Below are 25,119 nucleotides of genomic sequence, written 5' to 3'. Positions count from 1 at the left end.
TCGAAATGCCCCATTTTAGATAAGTTTTCGTAACACGACCGATGGGCTAGGGGGCGTCTGGTCCTATTGCATCGGGCCCCGTGCGCATATACCAAACTATCTATATTCACCGTATATATGATCCAGGTCAATGTTTCGCAGTGCGCGCTCTGTTATGTGTGAATTGACCGGGGATTCCGCGGTTACGACCGAAGGCACGAGGAGGATGCGTATGACGAAAGATCCCACCCCTCTGGTGCGCGGTGCGGCTGTTCTGCTCATGACCCTGACGACCGTGTTCCACATCATCGGCGGCATCGGTGCGGTGTGCGTCTCGTTCGGCGGCCCCGACTACCGCCCGGCCATGCCCTACATCCCCTACCAGCACATCTACCAGCCCATCACGATCGCTGTCATGATCCTCGGCTTCGTGTTCCTTATCCTGACTTATGCCATGTTCCGCGGCGAGCGCTGGGCCGTGTGGACGGCCATCGGCCTCATGGCCCTCAGCCTGATCATCACGTACATCCGCATGCGGTACTCGCTGATGATCCGCGGCGGCACGGCTCCGACCAACGTGCGCTTCTACATCACCATCGTGACCTTCCTGTACATGGTCATCACCCAGATCCCGGGCATACGCAACAAGGTCGACTGGAAGCGTCCGCTGGGCAAGACCGGCCCGTACAGCACGCCCGGCGGCCTGGCCCTCATGGTGGCCGGTCTCTTCACGGCGCTCTCGCCCTGGGGCGTGGGCTCCAGCCACGTCTTCGACGGCGTCAACTACGCGATGATCATGATGAAGCCGCTGGTGATCACGGGCAGCCTCTTCATGCTGGCCGGTGCGGGCCTGCTGCTGTCTGTCCGGCTCGGCCGCCCGGTGGACGAGCTGCTGGTGAGCGGGGTGCGCCGGCTGATCGCGGCCCGGCGGCCTGAGGCGGCGACTGCGGAAGGGGGGCGCAGCTGATGCCAGGTGGCGGCGGTGGTGGTTTCCTGCAGTACATGGACAGCATGGCGATGGCTTTCGGCTTCATCCTCTTCCTGTGGGTCCTGCACCACGCGTGCGGCCGCTACGTCAAGCTGCACCACGGCGCTTTCCTGGGCGGCTCGATTCTCTCGCTCATCGTGGTCTTCCTGGTGGGCCGCAAGGCGGAGCTGGCCCTGGATCCCTTCGTGGGGGCCATCGCGCTCCTCGCCGGCGTGCTGTACGCCACCGGCTTCCTGGCCCTCATCGACGAGCGGCGCCGGGTCACGCCGTACTTCGTCGCCTACAGCATGGTGGGCATCCTCGGCTACGCCCTGGCCGCCCACTACGGCGCCGTGACGGCCGCGGTGTGGCAGATGCCGCTCCTGTGGCTGACGGCCATCCCCAGCGGCATCGTGCTGCTGGGCGGGCCGATCTGGCTCATGTCCAGGAGGGGCGACGGGCCTCACGCCCTGTGGGTGCCCCTGGGCACGATCCTGCTCTACGCCGCCTTCTACTACATGGTGGGCACGACCAACGAGACCATCGCCCTGGGCGACAACGCCAGCTCGCTGATCAACACGCTGCTGGCGGCCGGCTCCCTGTGCCACCTGCTGGGCTTCATCCTGGTGCGGGGCTGGCTGGCGGCCGACCAGCCCGACGCCGGGGCGGCCTAGGCGCAGGTGACGGTGCATACCGGTACATGCCGGTAAATCCGGGCATTTGTCCGACGCGAACAGCGCGAAAGCCCCCGTGCGGCAGCACGGGGGTTTTTCATCCAGCCAGCCCGGATTCGTGCAGGACTTCACGCGCCCGCCTCCGAAGCAGTAGTGCCGTGTAGCACACGGTGCGTCAGCAGAGGGGGCACAGCGTTGGCTGTACGTGGGTGGTTTACCGTCCGTGTGGATCTCGTTTCGGGTGCAGGCCTGCACTTCGCGCCGCAGCCAGGGCGCATCTTCCTGGTCGGGCCTTCGCACACGTTCCTCGATCTGGCGACCGCGATCGACCTCGGCTTCGCCCGTTGGGACCTGAGCCACCTGCACGAGTTCCGCTTCCCCGACGGGCGCTGCTTCGGCATTCCGGCCGACGAAGACCCGGATGTGATCGACTACGAGACCGTCCGTGTCGGGTCCCAGGTGAAGCGGGGGGAGCGGTTCACGTATGTCTTCGACTTTGGGGCGAACTGGGAGCACCGTTGCGAAGTGATCGCTTCCAATCTGGATCCTCTGGAGGTGCTGGGCCACGTCCCGCGCCAGCCGACGCCCATCTGGGGCTGGGGCTGGATTCCGGACCAGTACGCCCGGCAGAGTTACGGGGATGAGGCCTGAGGCCGCCGGGGGGCAGGCAGGGTGAGCCGCCCCGGGACCGGCGGGGATGTGGCTGGGACGGCGGGTGCTGGCGCTGACTGGGATGCCGCTGGGATAGCGGGTGCGGGCGTCCCTGGGGATGCCGCTGGCGTGGCTGCTGCCCACGCCGGTGATGCCGGATCGGCGGGTGACGTGGCCGGTGCCGGCCGGGTGACCTGTGCAGGTACCGTTGGGGCCCCGAACCCGGCCAGGCACGCCCGGATGGCGGGAATCGCCGCTTCCGCCGCTGCCTGGCCGCTCAGGATCTGCGACCGGTACCGGTGAAACTCGAAGATGCCGCAGTCGGCCCAGGGGCGGATGATGATGTCCGCCCCGTTCAGCTCCGCGGCCACCAGCCGCTCGTCCATGATCTCCAGCATGCGCATGAGAAAGACCAGGGGATGCCTGGGCTTTTTGCTTCTCCACGAGTAGGGAACCGAAACGTCGACCGCGATGACGATGTCCGCGCCCAGCTCCCGCGCCAGCTGGACCGGGACCTTGTGGAGCACGCCGCCGTCGACGAGCCGCCGGCCGCCCAGGGGCACCGGCCGCACGATGCAGGGCATCGCCGTGGAGGCGCGCAGGATCGGTCCGAGGGGTCCCCTGTCCAGCGTGACGGGCTCCCCGGTGTCTGCATCGGTGGCGGTGGCCGCAAAGGGGAGGTTCAGGTCCTCCACCCGCAGCCTGCCCACGGCCCGTTCAAAGGAGGCGGCGAGGGGAGCGTTGTCCAGCCAGCCGTCGCGCGCCCAGGCGGGCCGGAACAGGTCGCGGAAGCGCACCGAGGCGAAGACCTGCTCGATCTGCTCGGTGGTCAGCCCCGCCGCGTAGGCGGCCCCGACCATCGCACCGGCGGACGTGCCGGCGATGCAGGCGATGGGAATCCCCGCCGCCTCCAGCGCCCGCAGCACGCCCACGTGGGCGGCCCCCCGGGCGCCGCCGCCCAGCGCCAGCCCGATGCGCGGCCTTTCCAGACGCTTCCCCATGCCACTTCACCTCCTCATCAGTATGCCCCGTGGACGGCGGCACGGGGCGCGGGGCGAGAGGAAATCGGTGCCTTCCGGGAGAACAAGTTTTAGGTAATACTTGTTCAACCCCTACGCAGTTATGGCCGGACTCGTGGGGGGAAGCGGGAGGATCACGAGGCATGTGGAGAGTGAACAGGATCGTCGTTGCCCTGTCTCTGCTGCTGGGCGTTGCCGTAGGCGGAACCGCCGTGGCCGCACAGGATCTCGCGCAGCCGCTCTACGACACCGAGGCGCCCCAGGAGTGCCGTGCCGGCATGGGGTGCGCCCAGGTCTTCACATTGCCAGCCGGCACCGACGGCCTGGTGGTTCGGGAGGTCATCCTCCCGCTGTCCCGGGAGGGAATGAGTGATCTCCTCCGGGTCGAGGTGCGCGACGTCGTCGGGAACAAGCCCGGCGGCGAGCTGTACGCGTACGCGGAGTTGACGCCGGACGCCGTGCGGCTCAAAGAGGGCTATGCGGATCCGGGCAAGACCCGCATCGAGTTGACGCCTGTGCCCGGCATGCGGATGGTGGCCGGGAAGGAGTACGCGCTGGTCCTGACCGTTGTGCCTGGAGGAAAGTCCGGCTCCGTGGGCCTGCAGGGGCAGGGCGATACGACTTATTATTGGTATGACTACAAGAAGGACGTGTACGCGCCCGGGCGCATCGTGCTGGAAGCTACCAAGGGCGGCCTGTGGCAGGCGTACCCGGACATGGATTTTGCGTTTGAGATGGTGCTGGATGAGGCACCGGAGCAGCCGACCATCCAGAATCCCGGGCCCCAGACGGTGGACGAAGGCCACTCCACGGCCGTCACCCTCGTGGTGACCCACCCGGAGTCGATCACGAAGCTCACCGCCGAAAGCGAAGATCCCAATCTTCTGACCGTACAGGTTGAGCAGGTCGGCCAGACCTGGCAACTGGTTCTGACGGCTTCCGATGTTGTGACCGCCGACACGGTGGTTCAGGTGACCATCCAGGCGGAGTACGGCGCCGCCGAGCCTCTGGTCGTCACCTTCCCGGTCACGGTGGTGAACGTGAACGATCCGCCCGTGATCAAGTTCCTCAACATCCCCGCGCCGCCCGACGAGGCGAAGATCCTGGAGGACGCCCCGCTGGACCTGCGGTTCGAGGTCACCGATGAGGAGACCCCACCGGAAGAGCTTGTGGTCACGGTCACGCCCCAGGGAACCGATCTGTTCATCGGCGGCGTCATGAATCCCACCAGCGAGGGACTGGTTGCCCTGGACCAGCACCTGCAGCTCAAGAAGGACGCCTTCGGCAAGACCGAGGTGCTCATCGAGGCCTCGGACGGGCAGGCGACAGAGACCGCCAAGTTCAACCTGAACGTGCTTCCGCAGCAGGATCCGCCGGAGTTTGTGGAGCTGCCGGGGGACACCGTGACGACAAAAGAGGATACGCCGGTGACCGTCCAGGTCGTTGCGTACGATCCGGACCTCACGGACCCGCTGACGCTGGATGCGGTCAGCAGCAACCCGGGGCTCCTGCCTTCCAAGCCCGACGCCGGCGGGTACGGCATCAAGATCATCAAGACGGACACCAGCAACGGCCGGACCACCTGGCAGGTCACCCTCAACCCGTCCCCCGACGAGTCGGGCACTGCGACGGTGACGCTCTACCTGGACGACGGCCGTCACTACGTCCGGCACTCCTTCCAGCTGAATGTCGAGGCTGTCAACGACCAGCCCAGGATCGAGCAGGTTGACACTGTGGTCAGGAAGTACGGCTCCGGCCCCTTCGCCGTGGACCTGCAGGTGTCCGACGTCGAGACCGTCGTGACCCAGCTGGGCGTCAACGCGACCATCATCCGCAACGATGACGGCATCCTCTCCGCGGTGGAGGTCCGCCGCCAGGGGACCCAGTGGCAGATCTGGGTGACGCCGACCGCGAACATGACCGGCACCGCGACCATCGAGGTGACCGTCGACGACAAGAGCAACACGCCGAACAGCACCGCCACGATGACCTTCGACGTGGTCATCGAGCGGGAGCCCGTGATTCAGGGTCTGCCGCCCAGCGACTCGATGGTGGAGGAGCAGCCCAAGGACTTCCACTTCACCGTCGACTGGGCCGACCAGGTGACGGCCACAACGTCGGCGCCTGAGCTGGTCAGGGCGGAGGTGGTACCCAGCGGCACAGGCTGGAAGCTGACGGTGACCCCGGAGGTGGACGTTGTCGGGACGTTCACCGTCACCGTCACGGCCAGCAACCAGTACTTCTCGGCCGCGCACACGATGACCGTCAGCATCGCCAACATCAACGACCCCCCCGTCATCGAGCTGTCGGAAAAACGGGTCGAGACGCTGGAGGACAAGCCGGCGACGGTGGACCTGATCATCCGGGACCCCGACCCCAACGACTCCCATGACGTGATCATCGAACTCATTTCGGGTTCGCCCGCGGTGGCCGAGGTGAAGGCCTACGGCCAGGGACTGCACCGGACCCTCCGCATCACCCCGGTTTCCGAGCTGTCAGGCGAGAGCACCTTCCGGGTCACGGTGCGGGACAAGGCGGGTGCGCAGGCCAGCGAGACGCTGGAGGTCGTGGTGATTAACGTCGACGACCCGCCCATCATCTTCCTGCCGGAGTCGCCGTCCATCGACGAGGACACCCCGGAGGTCAGGTACACCATCCGCGTGGTCGATCCGGACACCCCCGGCCCCTACTCCCTCTCGGTCCTCTGGACCGATGTGCCCATTGAGTGGGGCGCGATCGACGCGGAGGCGGGCCTCTGGGAGCTGATCGTCAAGCCCAAGGAGAACCAGAGCGGCTATGTGACCATCCGCTTCAAGGCTGAGAGCGGCGGCCTGGCGACGGTGGCGGATCTGCGCATATTCATCCGGGAGATCAACGACCCGCCCTCGCTCTGGTTCGATGAGGCACGGATCGAGATCGACGAGGATACGTTCTACATCCTGCAGCTGACCATCGACGATCCAGAAACCCCGCTGCAGAACCTGCGGGTGTCCTTCGCCTCCGACAACCAGAAGCTGCTGCCGCCCAGCAGCTTCCGGTACCAGGTGGACGGGGACAGCGCGTCCGTCATGATCACGCCGGCCCCTGACCAGTACGGTCAGGCCCTGGTGACCGTCTCCGTGAGCGACGGTTTCCTATCCGACCAGAAGACGCTCGAGGTCATCGTCCATCCGACGCCGGACGATCCCCGCCTGGAGAACATCCCCGACCCCATCGTCATCGATGAGGACGGCCGGTTCGACCAGCAGGTGCGGGTCTACGACCCGGACGTCCCGGGCGGGCCGGTGGCGGTGCAGATCAGCGTCTCCGGCGCCATCTTCGGCTGCCAGCCGGGCGCCGACTGCCCCGCGGTGCGGCTGGATCCTTCCGGCGAGTACCGGCGGCTGGTCATCGAGCCGGTGGAGAACATGTCAGGCACCGGGACGATCACCTTCCACCTCAGCGTGGACGACGGCCAGGGGCACGTCCGCCAGGCGACCCGGGAGGTGGCCGTGACCGTCCGCCCTGTCAACGATCCGCCGTTCATCCAGGAGATTCCCGACCAGGAGATCCTTGAGGACGGCATGCTCTCCGGGGTGACGGTGCTGATCGGCGACATCGACTCGAACGTCAACGAGCTGCGGGTGGAGGCGTTCTCGTCCAACACCTCCATCCTCCGCAACGAGCTGATCCGGATCGAGCCCGAGTTCAGCACCGACAACGGCTTCGGCGCGTGGCTCAGCGCCATCCCGGAGCCCGACCGCTTCGGCACCGTGACGGTCACGGTCCGGGTCACCGATCCGGAGGGAGCGACGGCCAACCGCTCCTTCCGTCTGAACATCCTTCCCGTGAACGACCCGCCCACTTTCGAAACCGGCCCCGACATCGTCGTACCGGAGGACGCGGGCCCGCAGTCGTTCCCGAAGTGGGCCAAGGACATCTCCCCCGGCCCCTTCGAACAGGGACAGAAGGTTACGTTCGAGCTGGAGATCGTGGAGGAGCACACGGCTTATCCGCAGCTGTTCGCCGAAGGGCCGGCCATCGCGCCTGACGGCACGCTGACCTTCACCCCGGCCCCGAACGCGCACGGATCCGCTCTGGTGCGCGTGTGGCTGAAGGATGACGGCGGCACGGAGCACGGCGGGAAGGATACCTCGGATCCGCCCAAGACCTTCGCCATCACGGTGAACTCGGTGAACGACGTGCCGGTCATCAGCCCGATTCCGAACTACGGCACCGACGTCGGGACGGCCACCGGATGGATCCGCTTCGACGTGCACGACGAGGAGACCCCGGAGGATCAGCTGGCCGAGATGATCACGATTGAGGTCACCTCTTCGGACACCGGCCTGGTGCCGAACGGCAACATCGACCTCCGGTGGGAAGATCAGCCTGAAATTCGGCTGACACCCGTCGACGGCAAGACCGGCGTGACGACCATCACGATCACCGCGACGGACAGTGACGGAGGCGTGGGGAAGACCAGCTTCCTGCTCTACGTCAACAACCTGGCCCTGCGCGGGCTGGAGCCCTCCATCGGTACGCTGAACCCGCCCTTCGACCCGCGGATCCTCAGCTACGTGGTGCCCTATGAAGGCTGGGTGCCCCAGGTCCAGGTGACGGCCTACGTGGACGATCCTGCCGTCCGCATCCGGGTGGAAGGGGAAGACGTGGCCAGCGGCCAGAAGTCGCAGCCGATCCGGCTGGGTGAAAACGGCGGCGAGGTGCGGGTGGAGGTGTACTCGCCCCTTCCGGACGTCAGCATCAGCCGGACCTATACCCTGAGCTTCGTCCGCCAGCAGTCGGCCGTTGCGGAGCTGGCCGATCTCAGCATCACCCCGGGTGAACTGCAGCCCAAGTTCGATCCGAAGCGTTACCACTACACGGCCACCGTCCCCCACGAGGTGACGGCGGTGACCGTCAACGCCCGGCCGGGCGACGTGTGGACCAAGGTGACCGTCGACGGTCACCAGAACCTGCGGGTGGGCACCAACAGGATCGTGGTGACGGTGACCGCCGAGACCGGTGAACGGGTGCAGTACTTCATCGACGTGACCCGCCTTCCCGGACCCCTCAACATCCGCAATGTGGAGGTGGAGGCCGGCGCGGACTGGGCGACGCTGAAGTTCGCCCTGGACGATGCTGCCTCGGTGACGCTCTACTACCGCCCGGAAGACGGCGTGGAGCGGAGCCGCTCCGGCGGCTACGGCAGCAGCCACACCATCACCCTGACCGGGCTGGAGCCGGCGACCGCGTACACCTACCGTATCCATGCCGAGCGGAGCATGGGCACCGGTGCAGAACTGGTCAGCTCGTTCCGCACGGCGGCGCCGGAGGCGAGAGGCCTGTGCGAGGTCGGGGCCGACGGGAGCCTGAGCTGCCCGACCACCAGCTCCGCCGTGACCCAGGCCCGCCAGGTGCTCCCTGACGCGGATCCCAACCGGATCGCCGTGGCAGCCGCGACCGATCGGGATATGGGCGCTGCCGTGGCGGAGATCCTGGCCGCCGAGGTGCCGGAAGGCGAGCGGGTGGTGACACTGCGGCTGGACGACCTGCCGCACGGCGTGGCGCTGTTCGATGAGGCGGCGCTGCGGCGGGCTGCCGGGTCGGGGGTCGCGGTGAAGGTGGAGTCGCCGCGGGGCAGCGTGACGCTCACGCCCTCGTTCCTGGCCGAACTGCAGCTGAACCCGGGCGAGCAGCTGGCCGTTGCCCTGACGCCGGGCGCGATAGATTCCCGTTACCTGGAGCCGTGGCTGAGCACGGGCGGTTACCGGCAGGTGGGTGAGCCGCTGGCCGTGTCGCTGGTGCGCATCAGCGAGCGCGGCATGGCGCCTGTCTCGACGCTGCCCTCGCCGCTGCTGGTCAGTCACCCGGCGCTTGCGGCCGACGAGGTGGAGGCGGCGACCATGGCCGTCTTTGCCCAGGTGTCCGGCCGGACGCAGCTGGAGCCCCTGGGCGGCCGGCTGACGGCGGATCGCACCCGCATCGAGGCGGCCCAGCCGGTGCCGGGCAGCACCGTCGTGCTGGCCTACGATCACCGCTTCTCGGATGTGCCGCCGAGCCACTGGGCCTACCGGATCGTGCACGAGATGGCCGCTCGCCAGGTGCTGCGCGGCGTCACGCCCACGCAGTTCGCCCCGCAGCAGCCCATCACCCGGGGTCAGCTGGCCGCCATCCTGGCCCGTGCCCTGAACCTGGGAGAGGACGACCGGTTCGCCCGGATCTACTACGACATCGCACCCAATGACGGGCTGGCCCCCGAGATCGGCGGCGCCATCCGGGCCGGCCTGATGATGGGCTATCCCGACGGCACGTTCCGGCCCAACGCTCCGGTTACCCGGCAGGAGCTGGCCGTGGTGCTGAGCCGGATGGCCGAGCGGCTGAACCTGCGCGGCGCCATCGACCAGGAGGTGGCCGAGCGGCTCGCCCTGATGGCCGACTGGAATCAGGTGGCCCCCTGGGCGCAGGACGGCGTGCGCTTCGCCGTGGCCGAGGGGCTGATGGTGGGCCGTTCCGCCTCGGCATGGGCCCCGCTGGAGCAGACCACCCGGGCCGAGGCCGCGACCGTGATCCAGCGGCTGCTGGACAAGGTCGCCCCCGGCGAGTGGCGTTGAGCTGTGGGCCGTGAGCAGTGGGCGTGGGCGATGTGCCTTGGGCGGTTTCTGTACCCGCCCCGCCCACGACGATCGGGGTAAGGACTCCGGTGCACACGCATGAACCCGGACGCTGGTCATCCAGCGTCCGGGTTCCGTGCTCGGCGCTGTAGTTCCGGTCAGCCTGACACGGCATCACCCGGGTCCGGCCCGGCCGTCCTCCCGGTCACACTCCCAGTTCCGCGCGAAATGTGCACCCTCCAGTCCCGAGTCACTGTACATTCTGCGCGCTCACTGCGCCGCCGCCGGGGTGGGAGGCCCAGCAGGGCAGACCTACCCGGGACTGAGCCGGTGTTGCTCCCGGGTCACAGGCCGAGTTCCGCGCGAAATGTGCACCTTCCACTCCCGAGTCACCGTACATTCTGCGCGCTCACTGCGCCGCCACCGGGGTGGGAGGCCCAGCCGGGCAGACCTACCCGGGACTGAGCCGGTGTTGCTCCCGGGTCACAGGCCGAGTTCCGCGCGAAATGTGTACCCTCCAGTCCTGAGTCACCGTACATTCTGCGCGCTCACTACGCCGCCGCCGGGGTGGGAGGCCCAGCAGGGCAGACCTACCCGGGACTGAGCCGGTGTTGCTCCCGGGTCACAGGCCGAGTTCCGCGCGAAATGTGCACCTTCCACTCCCGAGTCACTGTACATTCTGCGCGCTCACTGCGCCGCCACCGGGCTAGCCGGTGTGTCCGTTCACAACACGCCCCGCCGGTCCCCCTCCTGAGGGACGGCGGGGCGCACCGTTTCATGTCTGTCACTCGGCGGCCCGCGGCTTACCGCGCCGCCCTCACCTCCGCACGGGCCTGAGTCCGGGCCGCTGACACACGGCGCAGGCTGCGGGCCAGGCCGGCGATGCCCTGGGGCAGGAAGAGCACGATCAGCGCATACAGCAGGCCCAGCGCCAGCCGCCACCGCTCGGTGTAGCTGGAGAGCAGCGTTCCCGCCAGCCGCACGACCCCCGAGCCCAGGGCCGGGCCGCCCAGGGTGCCCGCGCCGCCGATGATGGTCATGAGCAGCACGTTGATGGTCGTCTCGGTGCCGAGGACGGTGGGCACGACGAAGTTCTCGGTGGCCGCGTACATCACCCCGGCCACGGCGGCGACGGCGCCGGCCAGCACGATGGCCCCCAGCTTGAAGGCGAACACGTTGTACCCGATCGCCGCGGCCCGCTGCTCGTTCTCCCGGATCGCCACCAGCACCCGCCCGAACGGGGACTGGATGATGCGCCTGAGCACCAGGTAGACGACCACGGCCAGGGTCAGGGTGAGCAGGTAGAGCTCGAGCCGGTGGCGGGGGCCGTAGGCCCAGTCCGGGGCCACCTGCACGCTCAGCCCGTCGCTGCCGCCCGTCAGGCTGCTGAACTTCTCCGCGGCCACCCGGAAGAACTCGGCAAAGGCCATGCTCACCATCGCGAAGTACACGCCCCGCACCCGGAGCGACAGGGCGCCGACCACCAGGGCCAGCACGGCCGCAAGGGCCGGGGCCAGGGCCATGGACGTCCAGAACCCCACTCCGTAGTACTTGGCCAGCAGCGCCGCTGCGTAGGTGCCCGCGCCGAAGAAGAGCGCATGACCGAAGGAGACGATGCCGGTGTACCCGAGCAGCAGGTCAAAGGACATGGCGAACACGGCGAAGACGAAGGCGCCGATCAGGAGCGACAGCAGGTAGCGGTTCTGGCCGAGCCCGGGCAGGAAGGGAAGGGCGTACAGGACGGCGATGATCACGAAGGGGGCGAGCCGCCCCAGAAGCGAACTGCGCGATGCCAGCATCTCCCCGTCACCCCCTCTGCTCACCCAGCAGCCCCTGAGGCCGCAGGACCAGCACGACCGCCATCAGGGCGATGTTCACCGCCAGGGCGAACTGCGGCGCGTAGAAACCCACGAAGGCCTGGACCAGCCCGACCAGGATCGCCGCCAGCAGCGAACCGGTGAAGCTGCCCAGCCCGCCGACGACCACCACGATGAAGGCGGGGAGCAGGTTCTCGGCCGCCAGCGTCGGGTGCGCCCCCTCGAAGGGGCCGGCCACGGCGCCCCCCAGGGCCGCCAGCATGCCGCCCAGGGCGAAAACCCCCGTAAAGACCCTGCGGATGTCCACGCCCAGGGTCTGCACCATCTCCCGGTTCTCGACGCCCGCCCGCACGATGACGCCGAGCCGGGTGCGGGTGAGGAAGAGGTGGACCAGCAGCCAGACCAGGAGCCCCACGGCGATGATGAACAGCCGGTAAACCGGGAACGGCCGGTCGAAGACCTGAAGCGTGCCCTGAAGCAGAGCCGGCGTCTGGAACGGCAGCGGGTGCGGCCCCCAGATCGCCTCGACCGCCTCGTCGAAGATCAGCATCACGCCCAGGGTCATCAGGACCTGGAAGAGCGGCCGGCCGTAGAGCGGACGGATGGCCAGGAGCTCGATGGAGGCCCCGAGCAGGGCTCCGAGCGCCGCACCGCCCAGCAGGGCCAGGGGGAAGCTGCCGGTGGCCAGGTAGATGGTGAGCGCCCCGTAGGTGCCCAGCATGTAGAGCCCGCCGTGGGCGAAGTTGAGAACGTTCATGAGGCCGAAGATCAGGCTGAGCCCGGAGGCGATGAGGAACCACAGCAGCCCCACGGTCAGCCCCTGGAGCGCGAGCCATGCGAGGAGACCCATCTCATGCCACCCCCAGGTAGCGCTGCCGCAGCTCCGCGTTCTCCAGCAGGTCGGCCATGCGCCCCTGGTGCACCGTGCCCCCGTCGTCGATGACGACGCAGTGCTCGGCCACCGCCTGGGCCAGGCCGAAGTTCTGCTCCACCAGCAGCACCGTGGTCTTGGCAGCGATCTTCAGCAGGGCCTCGCCCAGGTGCTCCACCACCACGGGCGCCAGCCCCTTGCTCGGCTCGTCGATGAGCAGCAGGTCGTTGTCGTTGAGCAGCACCCGGCCGATGGCCAGCATCTGCTGCTGGCCGCCGGAGAGCGTGCCCGCCGGCCGGTTCCAGGCCCGCTTCAGGTCCGGAAACAGCTCCAGCACCTCTTCCAGCCGGCCGCTGGCCGCCTCGGGTCCCCGGCGGCGGACCTGCCAGTCCAGGTCCCCGCCCCGGACGGCGACCCGCAGGTTCTCGGCCACCGTCAGGCTGCCGAAGAGGCCCCGGTCCTCCGGGACGTACCCGATCCCCAGGCGGGCGACTTCGTGGGGCCTCAGGCGGGTGATGTCCCTCCCCTTGAAGGTGATGCGCCCCCGGCGGGCGGGGCTCAGCCCCATGACAGTGCGGAGGGTGGTGGTCTTGCCGGCGCCGTTCCGGCCCAGGAGGACGGTGATGGCCCCCGGCCTGACCGTGAACGAGACGCCCTGGAGGATGTGGTACTCCCCGATGTACGTCTCGACGCCTTCCAGTATCAGCAGGGACACGGGCTTCACCTCCTCAGGACTGCGCCCGGGCAGCGGGCGGGCCGGACAGGGCGTAGCCGTGGCTGGCCCCCAGGTAGGCCGCCTGCACGGTCTCGTTGGCGACGATCTCCGCCGGAGTGCCCTCGGCGATGACCTTGCCCAGCGAAAGGACCGTGATGGCGTCGGAGATGCCCAGCACGATGTCCATCTTGTGCTCCACCATGAGGATCGTGCGGCTGCGCTGGGCCTTGATCCGCTCGATGACCTCGATGATGCCCGGCACCTCTTCCCGGCTCATGCCGGCCGTGGGCTCATCCAGCAGCATCACGACCGGGTCGGTGGCCAGCAGGATGGCGATCTCCAGCTTTCGCTTTTCGCCGTGGGCCAGCTCCCTGGCGAGGGCCCGGGCCCGGTGGGCGAGCCCCACCGTCGTCAGTGCTTCCTCGGCCTTCTCCGCGTACGCCCGGAGCGACTCGGCCGAGCGCCACAGGTGCCAGCTGTGCCGCCCGCGGGCCTGGGCCGCCAGCCGCACGTTCTCCAGCACGGTGAGCTCCGGGAACAGGTTGGTGATCTGGAACGAGCGGCCAATGCCCTTGCGGGCGATCTGGTGCGGGGGGAGGCCCGTGATGTCCTCCCCCCGGAACAGGATCCGTCCCGCGGTGGGCTTGTAGATGCCGCTGATCAGGTTGAACAGGGTGGTCTTGCCCGCCCCGTTGGGTCCGATGACCGAGCGCAGGGTCCGGGCCGGCACCTTGATGGAGATCCCCTGGTTGGCGGCGAGCCCGCCGAAGGACTTCGCCACGTCCACGGTCTCCAGGATGATCTCAGGCTCCACCGCGCACCCCCCTCTCGCTACCGCCCCGGCACGTTGACGGGCGGCGCCGTCTCCTCGGCGCTGAGCTCGGCGACCAGCTTGGGAATCGGGTAGTCGTGGTCCGGATCCTTGACCAGCTCGACGAAGTACATCGGCTGCAGGGCCTGGTGGTCCTCTGGCCGGAAGGTGTAGGTGCCCTTGGGTCCCTCGAAGCTCATGCCTTCCAGGGCCGGGATCAGGTCCTTCGCATCGGTGGAACCGGCCTTCTTGATGCCCTCGACGATGGCGATCCCCGCCGCCATGCCACCGGCGGTGAACAGGTCGGGGGGCTCGCCGTAGCGGGCGATGTGCTCCTTCACCAGCCAATCGTTGACCGGGTTGTCGGGCAGGGTGTAGAAGTAGCGCACCACGCCGTTCATGCCCACCGCCGCGTCGCCCATGCCGATCAGGCTCGCCCGGTCGCCGATGCTGGTGGTGACCTTCATCCGGTCGAAGAGCCCCAGCTCGCCGATTTGCTGGAAGAGCTTCAGGGCGTTGCCGCCGGACCAGGTGACCATGAGCACCTCCGGGTTCAGCTCGATCACCTGCTGCAGGTAGGTGGCGAAGTCCTTGGCATCCAGCGGGGCGTTGATGTTGCGGATCACGGTGCCGCCGTACTGCTCGAAGATGGGGTTCCAGGCGTCCTGGGAGGAGGTGCCGAAGGCGTTGTCCGGCGCCAGGTGGACGATGGTCCTGCCCAGGTTCTCCACCGTGGCCTTGCCGCCGGTCAGGGCGTCCTGGGTGGTGTTGCCGCCGGTGCGGAAGATGTACGGGTTGAAGTCGGTGGTGGTCAGCTGGTCGCCGGCGGCCGGGTCGATCATGTAGATGACCTCGTAGAGCTTTGCCTGCTCGGCGACGGCCAGGGCCACCGGGGTGGAGGCGGACCCCTGCAGGATGTGCACGCCATCCTGCTCCAGCAGCTTGATCGCCTTCTGCTTGCCGACGTCGGGACTGCCGGTGTCGTCCTCCACGATGACCTCGATGGGCCGGCCGAGCACCTCCATGGTCCCGCCGGTCGCGTACTCGAGGCCCAGCCTCAGCCCCTTGATCTCCTGGTCGGCGTACCCGGCGAGGGGCCCGGTGACCGAGGTGATCACGCCGATCTTGATGGGCTCGGCCGGCGGCTGCGCCCCGCCGCCGGAGCCGCCGCTGCCGTCCGAACCGCCGCCCTGGCCACTGCCGGAGCCGCCTTCGGAGCCGGCGGCGCTGGTCGGGCCAGGGCCGCCCCCGCCGCCGTTTCCCGAGGAGCCGGTCGAGCCGCAGGCCGATACCAGGAGCGCGAGGACGAGGGCCAGCGCTCCCAGGGCAAACCGGGACTTGCGCATGAGAGATCCACCTCCGCGAAGCGAGTGAAAGGGATGACTACGGGCCCCACCGGATGGCGGTGGCCGCCCAGGTGTAGCCGGTTCCAGCGCTCAGGAGCACCGCCAGGTCGCCCGGGGCGAGCAGCGCCCTTCGTTCGGCCTCGTAGAGGGCGACCAGCGGGTCGATGGCCGACATGTGGCCGTACTCGTCCAGATAGACCTGCCGCTCGGGCGGGATGCCGAGGGCGGCCATCACCTGGTCGAAGAGGGAGCGCTTGGTGTGCAGCATGCCGACGAAGCGGATCTCCTCGGGTCGGAAGCCGCTCTGCTCGGCGGCGGCCCGCGCGACCCCGATGAACCGCTGCGCCGACACCGGATCCAGCCGCTCCTTCATGGCGGCGGGGTCGGTCACGTCGAAGCAGTGCATGCGGCCGGCCACGGTCTCGTGGCTGGCCGGGTGGCGGGAGCCGCCCGCGGGCACCCGCACGAAACCGTGGAACGAACCGTCCGTGACGGCCGCGGTGGCCAGCACCCGGGCCTTGCCCGGTCCCCGGCCGACCAGCGCCGCCGCCGCGCCGTCGCCGAAGTTGAACATGAAGCGGGAGCGGACGTTGCCGTAGTCGATCAGGTAGGACTCCCGGCTGGCCCCCACCAGCAGGACGTTGCGCAGGGCGGGGTTGGCGATGAGCAGCGACCGGGCGACGTTGAGGGCGATGGGGCAGCCGGCGCTGACGGCTGCCACCTCGAACGCGGTGGCGGAGGAGAGCCCCAGCTCATGCTGGATCTTGGGCGCCGCCATCCAGACGTAGTAGTCCTTGTGCGGGCTGCCGAAGTAGATCACGGCATCGATGGCCGCCGGGTCCACCAGGTCCAGGAGGGGGCGCGCCGCCCTGACGGCCATGTCGGAGACGTGCTCGTCGGGTGCGGCCCGCCGCTTGGCCTTCAGGCCGAACTTGGCCTCGACGACCTCCCGGGGCAGCCCCGCCTGCTCGGCGATGGCCTCCGCCGGTTCCACCCGGTCGGGCATGTAGACGCTGACGCCCAGCAGGCTCACCGCCGGCGGCCCGGCGGAAGCTGTGGTCTGTCTGTCCACGGGTCGCGTCCTCCTTCTTCGTTCACATGTCGCGGGTGATCTCGGCCAGGCGGCTCTTGACCACCTTGCCCGCCGCGTTGCGGGGCAGTTCATCCAGGATGAAGAACCGCCTGGGGATCTTGTACTTGCCGAGCCGGGCGAGGCAGTGGGCCCTGAGCTCCTCCTCGGTGACCGACGCGCCGGGCTCCAGCAGGACGGCCGCATGGGGCACCTCGCCCCACTCCGGGTGCGGCACGCCGAAGACGGCCGCCTCCACCACGGCCGGATGGGTCTGGATCGCCTGTTCCACCTCGACCGGGTAGATGTTCTCGCCGCCGGAGATGATCATCTCCTTCAGCCGTCCGGCGATGGTGACGAAGCCCTCCTCGTCGATCCGGGCGAGGTCCCCGGTGTGGAACCAGCCGTTCCGGATGGCTTCGGCCGTGGCCTTTTCGTTCTGCCAGTAGGCGGTGAAGACGTTGGGCCCCCGGACCGTGATCTCGCCCACGCCGCCCGGCGGCACGGGCTGCCCGGTGGCCGGGTCGACGACCCGCACCCGGTTGAACGGCGCCGGCCGCCCGATGCTGCCGGGCTTCCGGGCGAAGTCGTCCTCCAGCAGCATGAAGACGGTGGGTGCGGTCTCCGTAAGCCCGTAGCCCTGGCCGAACCGGTAGCCCCGCTCCTGGAAGGCCCGGATCAGCGGAACGGGGCACGGGGCGCCGCCGCTGTAGAACATCCGGACGTGGGAGAGGTCGGGCTTCAGCCGGTCGATGGCCTCCAGCAGCCGCTGGTGTACGGTGGGCACCCCGAAGACCACGGTCACCTTCTCCTCCTGAATCAGCCGTACGGCCTGATCCGGGTCGAACCGGTCGGGTACCACCACCCGGCCTCCCGCGAAGAGCGCCGGCAGGGTGAAGAGGTTGATCCCGCCGATGTGGAACAGGGGCAACAGGGTGATGCAGACGTCATCCGCCCGCAGGTCGATGGTCAACAGGTTGTTGATGGCGTTGAAGAACATGTTGACGGAGTTCAGCACCGCGCCCTTGGGCCGGCCGGTGGTGCCGGAGGTGTAGCAGATCAGGAGCGGCCGGTCCCAGGGCTGGGGGTCCCGCTCGCCCGGCGGCTCCAGCCCGCTCGGTTCGGCGTCCAGCAGCCCGGCCAGGTCCGGCAGCGAGTCCGGCTTGGCCGCGGGCGTGATCCGCACGGGCGGCTCCAGGCCGATGCGGCCGGTCAGCTCGGCGGCCGCGGCCGCGTACTCCGCGCTGCACAGGATCCGCCTGGTGCCGCTGTCCCGCAGTTGATACTCCAGTTCGCCCGGCGTCAGCCGCCAGTTGAGGGGGACCAGGACGAGCCCCGCCCGGGACGCCGCCAGCAGCACCAGCAGGTACTCCAGGCGGTTGCCGCTGTAGATGGCAATCCGGCCGCCGGGCTCCAGCCCCAGCCGGTTCCGGAAGGCCCGGCTGAGGCGCACGACCCGGTCGTGCAGGTCCCGGTAGGTCCACCGCTCCCGGCTGCCCACCAGGGCGACCTTGTCGGGGCGCATCCACGCCTGCGCCTCGACCCAGTAGCTGATCTCGTACACACCGCTCACCTCGCATTCGGTTGGGATGGTCATCCGGGCCGGGCTGCGGGGCCGGGGACCTGGGCCCGGCCCGGTTGGCGACTCGGTGTGGGGCCGGGAGTTGGGCTAGGCCCGGGACCCGGCCTCCGGCTCAGGCCCGGGGGCGTCTGCACCCGGGGCGGCGGGCGGGTCGGCATCCGGCGCACCGGGGGAGTGGCCCTCCGATGTCCCGGGCGTCGCACGGGGCTCCCGGGGAAGGCCTGCCGGGTCGATGCCGTGCAGGATGACGGAGACGACGGTCTCGATGACCTCGCGCGGCGGCAGGGTGTTCTCCCAGAAGGTCCAGCGCATGCCGATCATCTGGGCCGCGCCCATGAGGAAGTAGGCCAGGGCCTCGGGGTCCAGCTGCCGCACCTGGCCCCGGGCCATGGCCTGCCGCAGCCCCCGCACGTAGCCCTCGGCCAGCCGCCGGTAGTACCAGCGGTGCAGCTCCGGGTCGACGAACTCGCACTCCCGCATGACGGTGTACAGGTTCCGCCGCTCCAGGACGAACTTCAGGAAGGTCTCCAGGCCCACCCGCTCGGCGTCCCGCCGGTCGATGATGGGGGCCACCGCCTCCTGCAGGGTCCGGCGCAGGTCGTGGCTCATCTTCCGCACCAGCTCGCGGAAGATCTCCTCCTTCGCCGGGAAGTAGAGGTAGAAGGTGCCCTGGGCCACGCCCGCCCGGCGGGTGATCTCGGCGATGGAAGCGCGGAAGAACCCCTGCTCCGCGAACACCTCCTCGGCGGCCTCCAGCAGCCGGTCCCGGGTGAGCTCGCCCCGTTCCCGCGCGCCCGCGGGCCGGCGCTGAGGCGATGGTTCGGCTCGGTTTTGCGACTGCAGCACGTGCGCTCCCTCCCCTGCGGCGACGGGCTGTGAAACTGACGCCTGAATCACATGTCATGTGAAATCCTGCGGTATCACAGCCTTCTGTCGCGTTTATGTACTGACTCCTGACTCAGTCGTCACCAAGCTGTCACAGATTTACGCCGCGAGTGCGGCTTTTCCTTCTAACGAAATGAATGTGAAATCAAGAATTAATCGACACGCGTGACGCGTGTCCCTCCGGCCCGGTCACGGCACTGTCCCAACTCGCCGGCGCCATGGGGAATACTACCGGCGCGGGGGTGTCAGGGATGGACAGGACAGAGGAACTTCTCAGGGCCAGCTTCAGCCGGCTGGAGGGACTGATTGGCGAGGTGAGGGACCTGCGGTACAAGATCAAGAGCGTGCAGGGCGACGTGGAGTCGTTGCGGGCGGCCCTCAAAGGGGGCGGGAGCGGCGGGCCGACAGACGGCGGCGGGAGCGACGCGTCGGCGGACGGCGGCGGTGCGCAGGGCAGTCCCGGCGCTTCCGCGGCCGCAGCCGGCGCGGCTGAGCCCGTGACGGGCGGGGGCGGGCCGGAAGCCGGCAGCCGGTCCGGGACCGATCGGGAACGCCAGGTCGGGCACGGCGAGGGTTCGTCAGCGGCCGGGACGGCGTCCGGGTCTGGCGAGAACGCCAGCGGCCGCGGGACCCCCGGGGGCGGCACCGGCCTGGAGCAGCGGCTGCGCCGGATCGAGAACCGGCTGGAGTACCTGGCGAGCAAGTGGCTGGAACTAGACGAGAAGGTGTACGTCCTGCAGAAAAAGGGCGGGGCGAACGCGGACTGAGGCGAGAGGAACCGGCTTCCTCTCCGGCCAATTCCCCCACAAAGGGGGAGAAACGCCATGGACGACATGGACGACAAGATCTGGCCGCAGCCCGAATCCCTGGTGCTCTACCACGACCTGTTCGCCACCGGGCCCGGCGCGGCGATGGCGGCCTTCCTGCAGGCGCTGCCCCGGGGCGGCACCGCGGCCCGGCAGGCGTACCTGGACCTGGTCCGTGCCCTCTACCAGGCCGGGGACCTGCCGGGGCCCACGGGCGACGCCTGGCAGGACTACGTGATCCACAGCGTCCTCTGCGCCGAGAACGGCTTCACCCGGGCCGCGTCGACCGGAACCGTCAGCCCGCCCCTCCGGGAGGCCGCCCGGTGGGACCTCATGCACCTGCAGGCGTGCTTCCGGCTGTCGGCCGGCCGGACCCGGTCGCTGCTGGGGGATGGCCTGCCGGATGAACGGCTCCCCGCCTGGGCCGGCCGGCCGGATGTGGAGGGTTCGTCCGGCCCGTTTCTTCCGCCCGCCTTCCGGGCGATGGCCCGCCGGCTGGCCCAGGCGGAGGCGTGGGCCGACCTGGTGGACGAGCTGGCGGCCTTCCACCGCGCCCAGGGGTTCGGCGCCGTGGCCCGCACCTGGTTCCTCGCGTGGGACGGCGTCCGGCTGCTGCCGGTGGACGAGCCCGACCTGACCGACCTGGACGACCTGGCCGGGCTGGAGGACCAGAAGGCCGCGGTGCTGGAGAACACCGAGGCCTTCCTGCGGGGAGGACCGGGCCTGAACCTGCTGCTGTACGGCCCGCGGGGAACGGGCAAGTCCTCGCTGGTGCGGGCGCTGGCGCGGCGCTACGGGGAGGCGGGACTCCGCCTGGTGGAGGTGAGCCGGGACAGGCTCGGCAGCCTGGGCGACCTGTACCGCGCCGTGCGCCGGCATCCGCAGCGGTTCGTGCTCTTCCTGGACGACCTCACCTTCGAGACGGACGACGCCGATTACCGGGCCTTCAAGTCGCTGCTGGAGGGCGCGCTGGAGCGGCGGCCCCCCAACCTGGTGCTGTACGTGACCTCCAACCGGCGGCACATGGTGCCCGAGCGCTGGTCCGACCGGCTGAGCCCCGAGGAGGGGGAGGTGCATGGCCAGGATGCCCTGGAGGAGCGGCTGTCGCTGGCGGACCGGTTCGGCCGCACGATCCTGTTCCTGCGCCCGGACCAGGAGCAGTACCTGCGGATCGTCGAGCACCTGGCCGCCCGCAGGGGCCTTCCCATCGGGCGGGAGGAGCTGCGGGAGGCCGCCCGGCGCTGGGCCCTGTGGCAGAACGGGCTGTCGGGCCGTGCCGCCCGCCAGTTCGTGGATGAGCTGGAAGCGAAGCTGCGAGCATGACCGGACCGGCCGCCCGGGGTGGGCGGCCGGTCCGCTCGCGCTCGCCGGCCGGGCAAGGGCGTGGCCCCGGCCGAAGAGGCGGGGAGTGATCGCGTGTAGGGGAATGGCGTCAGCCCCTTGTGGCTGAGAGGACCCATACGGGCTGGCCAGGGATGGCGGGAAGTCCAGGGGGTAGTTGCCCATTGTAACGATTTGCTCCAGTTTTCTTTGACCAAAGACTCTTAACATGCTATGGTAAGGAAAATGCGGCATATGTAGTGACGGTCGTCTGCGTTGAAGGCCTGATGGGCCCGCGGGGCTGTGCAAACGACGGCGCCAGGCCGATGGTCGAAGGCCGCCACCACAGCGGCCGAAGGCATATCCGTTTGGTCTCGAGTTCCAGCGACTTCCGGGTTGTACTGTACCGGGCGGATATGTCTTTGGCTTCCCTGTGGTGGCGGCCTTTCGCTTTGGCGCGCGAAGCGGAGGCGCACATCGCCCGGGATGTTGCAGCGGGATCCTTGCGCAGGACACACGACATCAGATCGGGGGGTTCACCGATGCCCATGAAGGCGAAGCGAAGGTTGTGGTCGCTGTTGTCCTGCTTCGTGGTCTGCGTGTTCGGTCCTGGCCCCTGGGGGAGTCACGCGCCCGCCATGGCGTCGGGCGATGTCACCGTCAGCGCCGCCGTCAACGCCCCGCCGACGGCGCCCCGGTCTCGCCGGTGAAGGCGGTCATCACCTTCGAGTATGATCCCGAGGCGGTGCCCAGCCCCGAGGAGCTGCGGATCTACTACTTCGACACGAGGCAGAACGTCTGGGTGGAGATCGGCGGCGAGGTCAACAGCCAGACCCACACGATCACCGTCCAGGTGGGCCACTTCACCACCTTCGCGGCGCTGATCCCCCGGGTCGAGGCGCCGGCGCTCCCGGAACTGCCCGCGGAGGTCCGGTCCGATCGGCTGACCGCCGCAGGCGCCGCGCCGGCGGGGACGCCGGTGTCGCTGGTGATCAACGGCGAGGCCCAGGCCACCGCCGTCACCGGTGACGACGGGCGGTACGTTCTGGAAGGCAGGCTGGCCGAGGGGCAGAACTGGGTCTACGTGAAGGGCATGGGCGCCCTCGCCTCCCGCGAGTGGCCGGTCGCGTACCGTCCGGCGCCGGTCTACACCGACACCGCCGGCCACTGGGCCGAGGGGGCCATCAACCGGCTGGTCGATCTGGACATCGCGACCGTGTATGGCGCGCCGCTCTTCGAGCCCGGGGCGACGGTGACCCGCCTGGAGTTCGCCGTGATGGTGGCTCGGGCGCTGGGGCTTGCGCCGGTGGACGAGGTGCCCGCCTTCACGGATGCGGCGTCGCTGCCCGATTGGTCGCGGGCCGAGATGGCGGCGGTGGTGGACGCGGGCATCATCCTGGGCATTCCGGACGGTTCCTTTGCCCCCGACGCCCCGGTCACCCGGGCGCAGATGGCGGTGATGCTCGCCCGGGCCTTGCGCCACGCCGGGCTCGACACCAGCCCGGGGGACCGGCGGTTTGCGGACCACGGCGCGATTCCCGCCTGGGCGCTGGCCGAGGTGGAGGCGGCGGCCCGCTGCGGGCTGATCATCGGCTATCCGGATGGCAGCTTCCGACCGGCCGACGGCACCACCCGGGCCGAGGCGGTCACCATGCTGGAGCGGTTATTGGACCAGGTGAGGCGGTAGGCCGCGCAGCCCGGCGGCCTGGAAAGGCGCCGGGCTGTTTCACGTTCTGTGGGCCGAACCGGTGCCGCGTTCTGTGCCTCCGTCAGCGCTCGGGAACCCACGCGGCCATCTCATCGGGGGAGAACGAGTACCGACAGCCGCAGGCATGGCAGACGACTTCGAGGCTGCGGTTGGTCGCGACTGCTTCCCGCAGGTCGGCCGGGCTGAGGCTGCGCAGCATGGGGAGGAACATCTCTCGGGAGCAGCCGCAGGATGCGCGGAGGGGGGCCATGCCCAGCACCGCCGCGTCGCCGGGCAGAAGCTTCGGCCACGCCGTCACCGGGTTTCCCGGGTCCGCCATTCGCGGGTCACACAGCACCTGCTCGATCTCCCCGAGCAACGCATGGTCCGCTCCCGGCAGCAGTTGCGCCATCGCCCCGCGGCAGGCCGCGACCTCGCCGCCTTCGGCCAGTGCCACATGCACCACAAACCGCGTCGTGGTCTGCTCGCTCTGCCGGAAGTAGTGGGCGAGGTCGTCCACGATGTTCCCGTACGGCATGTCGGTGATCCCGCTGAACCCCCGGTACATGCCCAGGTCCCTGATCACCTGGAGTTGCCCGCGGTCGCCGATCAGCCGCTGCAGCGGCGCACCGGCCGCCTCCTCGGCCGGCACCGAGCGCCATTCGTCGCTGAGGTATCCGCGGACGTTCCCGTCGGCGTCGACCTCGGCGAAGATCCGGCAGCCCGGCCGGCTGGTTCCGACCTTCAGGGTCAGCCGCTGCCGGTCCTTCAGCGTGCCGCAGAGCAGTCCGGCCGCCGTTACCGTGGTGGCCAGAGCCTTGCGCAGCGCGGCTCCGTCCACCTGGCCCTGCCGGCAGACCGCCCGGGCGATCCCGGTGGTTTCGGCGAACAGGATCCGGACATTTCGATTGAAGCCCAAGGATTTGATGATATAGTTCTCCATGTGGGAAGGTCCCCTCGCTCTCCCTCAGGGTCGTTGCCACCGAGTATAGAACCTGACGTTGCGTCAGGTTCAAGCCCCGTCCGCACGGGCGCGCACCGGAAGGGAGGCCGGGGCAGACCGAAAGGGGGCAGGGTTCTTGAACCGGCGCGGCTGGAAGATCGGTGAGCTGGCCCGGCGGGTCGGCGTCACGGTGCGGACTCTCCACCACTACGATCACATCGGCCTGCTGTCGCCTTCCTCCAGTACCGAGGCGGGACACCGGGTCTACTCGGACGCCGACGTGCGCAGGCTGCTTTCCATCATCTCGCTGAAGCGGCTGGGGTTCTCGCTGCGCGAGATCAAGGCGCTGCTCAGCGATGCCGCCGAGGATCCCCGGGCGATGCTGCAGGTCCAGCTGGCCCGGCTGGACGAGCAGATCGCGGCGCTGACGGAGGTGCGCGCGCACGTGCAGCGCCTGCACGATCACCTGGAGGTCGGCGGGTCGGTGGCCATCGAGGAGCTGATGGCCGTGGCCCATGCGCTGACGCTGACCGGGAGCCCGCATTTCCGCCGGGATGAGGTCGAACAGGTGCGTCAGAAGTACCTGGGATTGGATCCCGCGGTCCGGCGGGAGCTGTTCGAGACCGGCCGGCGGCTGGTGGCCGAGTTCCGCCGGTACTTCGACGCGGGGATCGCTCCCGACGCCCCCGCTGTCACCGCCCTGGCGCGGCGCTGGAAGGAGGTCACCGGCTCGCTCCTGCCCGCCGGTGAACCGCTGACGCAGGCCGCCGAGCAGTATTATCGGGACAACCCTGACGCCGGGCTGCTCTACGGCATGGACGTCGACTTGTACCGCTACATCAAGCAGGCGGCTTCGCGCGTGTAAATGGGAAGGCGGCCAGGGCGAGGGGGTGGGGGCCAGCATGGAGGTGACCCCGGCTGCACGACCGATCCGGGCGTCGCGCAGGCGGCTCCTGGAGGCACGGCTGCCGGGTTCGGGCGGTTCGCTGCCTGGTGGCAGTCAATGGAGAAGCCGGCGATCACGCAGGGGTGATCGCCGGTCTTCTGGTCTCGCCTTATTTGAACCTGACTTGCGTGCACCGGCCGGAGGGGCCGTCAGCGCGCAAAACCTGCGGTTCGTTCCCGAGCGCCACTTCAGGTTCTGCGCGCAAGAAAGCTCCGGAACCTCGCCCACGCGCAGAATCTGCAGTTCGGTTCGGGCTATCACTTCAGGTTTTGCGCGCAAGAGGGCTCCGGAGCCTCGGCCACGCGCAGAATCTGGAGTTCGGCTCGGGCTATCACTACAGGTTCTGCGCGGGTGAAGCGGGTGGGGGCGTCGTGCACGCGAAAAACCTACGGTTCGATCCCGAGAGCCACTTCAGGTTCTGCGCGCATGGGGCCTCCG

Annotated in this window: 18 protein-coding genes; 8 read left to right on the top strand and 10 right to left on the bottom strand. The window is 69.1% G+C overall.

Annotation, left to right across the window (positions count from 1 at the left end; all coding sequences use genetic code 11):
* The first annotated feature begins 211 nt into the window (after positions 1-211).
* The 3 genes from ACZ5UM_RS16295 to ACZ5UM_RS16285 all read left to right on the top strand — a co-directional run bounded on the left by ACZ5UM_RS16295 (position 212) and on the right by ACZ5UM_RS16285 (position 2,271).
* Positions 212-946, top strand: a complete 735-nt coding sequence (locus ACZ5UM_RS16295) for a DUF7144 family membrane protein (RefSeq protein WP_464845404.1) — start codon at positions 212-214, stop codon at positions 944-946.
* The gene (locus tag ACZ5UM_RS16290; protein ID WP_464845403.1) at positions 946-1,620 is read left to right on the top strand and encodes a hypothetical protein; all 675 of its coding nucleotides are present in this window, start codon (positions 946-948) and stop codon (positions 1,618-1,620) included. Before ACZ5UM_RS16295 ends, ACZ5UM_RS16290 begins: the two co-directional genes overlap by 1 nt.
* Positions 1,621-1,815: 195 nt before the next feature.
* The gene (locus tag ACZ5UM_RS16285; RefSeq protein ID WP_464845402.1) at positions 1,816-2,271 is read left to right on the top strand and encodes an IS1096 element passenger TnpR family protein; all 456 of its coding nucleotides are present in this window, start codon (positions 1,816-1,818) and stop codon (positions 2,269-2,271) included.
* Here ACZ5UM_RS16285 and ACZ5UM_RS16280 read toward each other — a convergent pair.
* Positions 2,253-3,272: a patatin-like phospholipase family protein gene (locus ACZ5UM_RS16280; protein ID WP_464845400.1), complete on the bottom strand. Its 1,020-nt coding sequence runs from the start codon at positions 3,270-3,272 to the stop codon at positions 2,253-2,255. The genes ACZ5UM_RS16285 and ACZ5UM_RS16280 overlap by 19 nt on opposite strands.
* A gap of 161 nt (positions 3,273-3,433) precedes the next feature.
* Between ACZ5UM_RS16280 and ACZ5UM_RS16275 the strand changes: the two genes are divergently transcribed.
* Positions 3,434-9,883 (top strand): tandem-95 repeat protein, encoded by a 6,450-nt coding sequence (locus tag ACZ5UM_RS16275; protein ID WP_464845397.1) that lies wholly within the window; start codon positions 3,434-3,436, stop codon positions 9,881-9,883.
* Positions 9,884-10,686: 803 nt separating this feature from the next.
* On the opposite strand, the gene ACZ5UM_RS16270 is transcribed toward ACZ5UM_RS16275, so the two are convergent.
* From ACZ5UM_RS16270 to ACZ5UM_RS16235, 8 genes are all read right to left on the bottom strand, one after another.
* Positions 10,687-11,682, bottom strand: a complete 996-nt coding sequence (locus ACZ5UM_RS16270; RefSeq protein WP_464845395.1) for a branched-chain amino acid ABC transporter permease — start codon at positions 11,680-11,682, stop codon at positions 10,687-10,689.
* 7 nt (positions 11,683-11,689) lie between these two features.
* Positions 11,690-12,550, bottom strand: a complete 861-nt coding sequence (locus ACZ5UM_RS16265) for a branched-chain amino acid ABC transporter permease (RefSeq protein WP_464845393.1) — start codon at positions 12,548-12,550, stop codon at positions 11,690-11,692.
* A 1-nt stretch (position 12,551) separates the two neighbouring features.
* A complete protein-coding gene (locus ACZ5UM_RS16260; protein WP_464845392.1) occupies positions 12,552-13,286 on the bottom strand; it encodes an ABC transporter ATP-binding protein in 735 nt (244 codons plus the stop codon).
* Positions 13,287-13,299: 13 nt separating this feature from the next.
* The gene (locus ACZ5UM_RS16255; RefSeq protein ID WP_464845390.1) at positions 13,300-14,100 is read right to left on the bottom strand and encodes an ABC transporter ATP-binding protein; all 801 of its coding nucleotides are present in this window, start codon (positions 14,098-14,100) and stop codon (positions 13,300-13,302) included.
* Between the two features lie 17 nt (positions 14,101-14,117).
* Positions 14,118-15,443 carry a substrate-binding domain-containing protein gene (locus ACZ5UM_RS16250; protein WP_464845388.1) on the bottom strand — a complete coding sequence of 442 codons (1,326 nt, stop codon included), beginning with the start codon at positions 15,441-15,443 and terminating at the stop codon, positions 14,118-14,120.
* Positions 15,444-15,480: 37 nt separating this feature from the next.
* Positions 15,481-16,515 (bottom strand): 3-oxoacyl-ACP synthase, encoded by a 1,035-nt coding sequence (locus ACZ5UM_RS16245; RefSeq protein WP_464845386.1) that lies wholly within the window; start codon positions 16,513-16,515, stop codon positions 15,481-15,483.
* A 22-nt stretch (positions 16,516-16,537) separates the two neighbouring features.
* Positions 16,538-18,076 carry an o-succinylbenzoate--CoA ligase gene (locus tag ACZ5UM_RS16240; RefSeq protein ID WP_464845384.1) on the bottom strand — a complete coding sequence of 513 codons (1,539 nt, stop codon included), beginning with the start codon at positions 18,074-18,076 and terminating at the stop codon, positions 16,538-16,540.
* A gap of 105 nt (positions 18,077-18,181) precedes the next feature.
* Complete coding sequence (locus tag ACZ5UM_RS16235) at positions 18,182-18,940, bottom strand: TetR/AcrR family transcriptional regulator (RefSeq protein WP_464845382.1); 759 nt, start codon at positions 18,938-18,940, stop codon at positions 18,182-18,184.
* Positions 18,941-19,230: 290 nt separating this feature from the next.
* Between ACZ5UM_RS16235 and ACZ5UM_RS16230 the strand changes: the two genes are divergently transcribed.
* The 3 genes from ACZ5UM_RS16230 (at position 19,231) to ACZ5UM_RS16220 (ending at position 22,792) form a co-directional block, all read left to right on the top strand.
* Complete coding sequence (locus ACZ5UM_RS16230) at positions 19,231-19,746, top strand: hypothetical protein (RefSeq protein WP_464845380.1); 516 nt, start codon at positions 19,231-19,233, stop codon at positions 19,744-19,746.
* 57 nt (positions 19,747-19,803) lie between these two features.
* Complete coding sequence (locus ACZ5UM_RS16225) at positions 19,804-21,108, top strand: ATP-binding protein (protein WP_464845378.1); 1,305 nt, start codon at positions 19,804-19,806, stop codon at positions 21,106-21,108.
* 703 nt (positions 21,109-21,811) lie between these two features.
* The gene (locus ACZ5UM_RS16220; RefSeq protein WP_464845377.1) at positions 21,812-22,792 is read left to right on the top strand and encodes an S-layer homology domain-containing protein; all 981 of its coding nucleotides are present in this window, start codon (positions 21,812-21,814) and stop codon (positions 22,790-22,792) included.
* Positions 22,793-22,874: 82 nt separating this feature from the next.
* On the opposite strand, the gene ACZ5UM_RS16215 is transcribed toward ACZ5UM_RS16220, so the two are convergent.
* Complete coding sequence (locus ACZ5UM_RS16215) at positions 22,875-23,735, bottom strand: Hsp33 family molecular chaperone HslO (RefSeq protein WP_464845373.1); 861 nt, start codon at positions 23,733-23,735, stop codon at positions 22,875-22,877.
* A 136-nt stretch (positions 23,736-23,871) separates the two neighbouring features.
* On the opposite strand from ACZ5UM_RS16215, the gene ACZ5UM_RS16210 reads away from it, so the two are divergent.
* Positions 23,872-24,600 (top strand): MerR family transcriptional regulator, encoded by a 729-nt coding sequence (locus ACZ5UM_RS16210; protein WP_464845371.1) that lies wholly within the window; start codon positions 23,872-23,874, stop codon positions 24,598-24,600.
* Positions 24,601-25,119 lie beyond the last annotated feature (519 nt).

The sequence above is a fragment of the Symbiobacterium ostreiconchae genome, from assembly GCF_055396975.1.
This window is presented reverse-complemented; position numbering and strand designations above follow the sequence as displayed.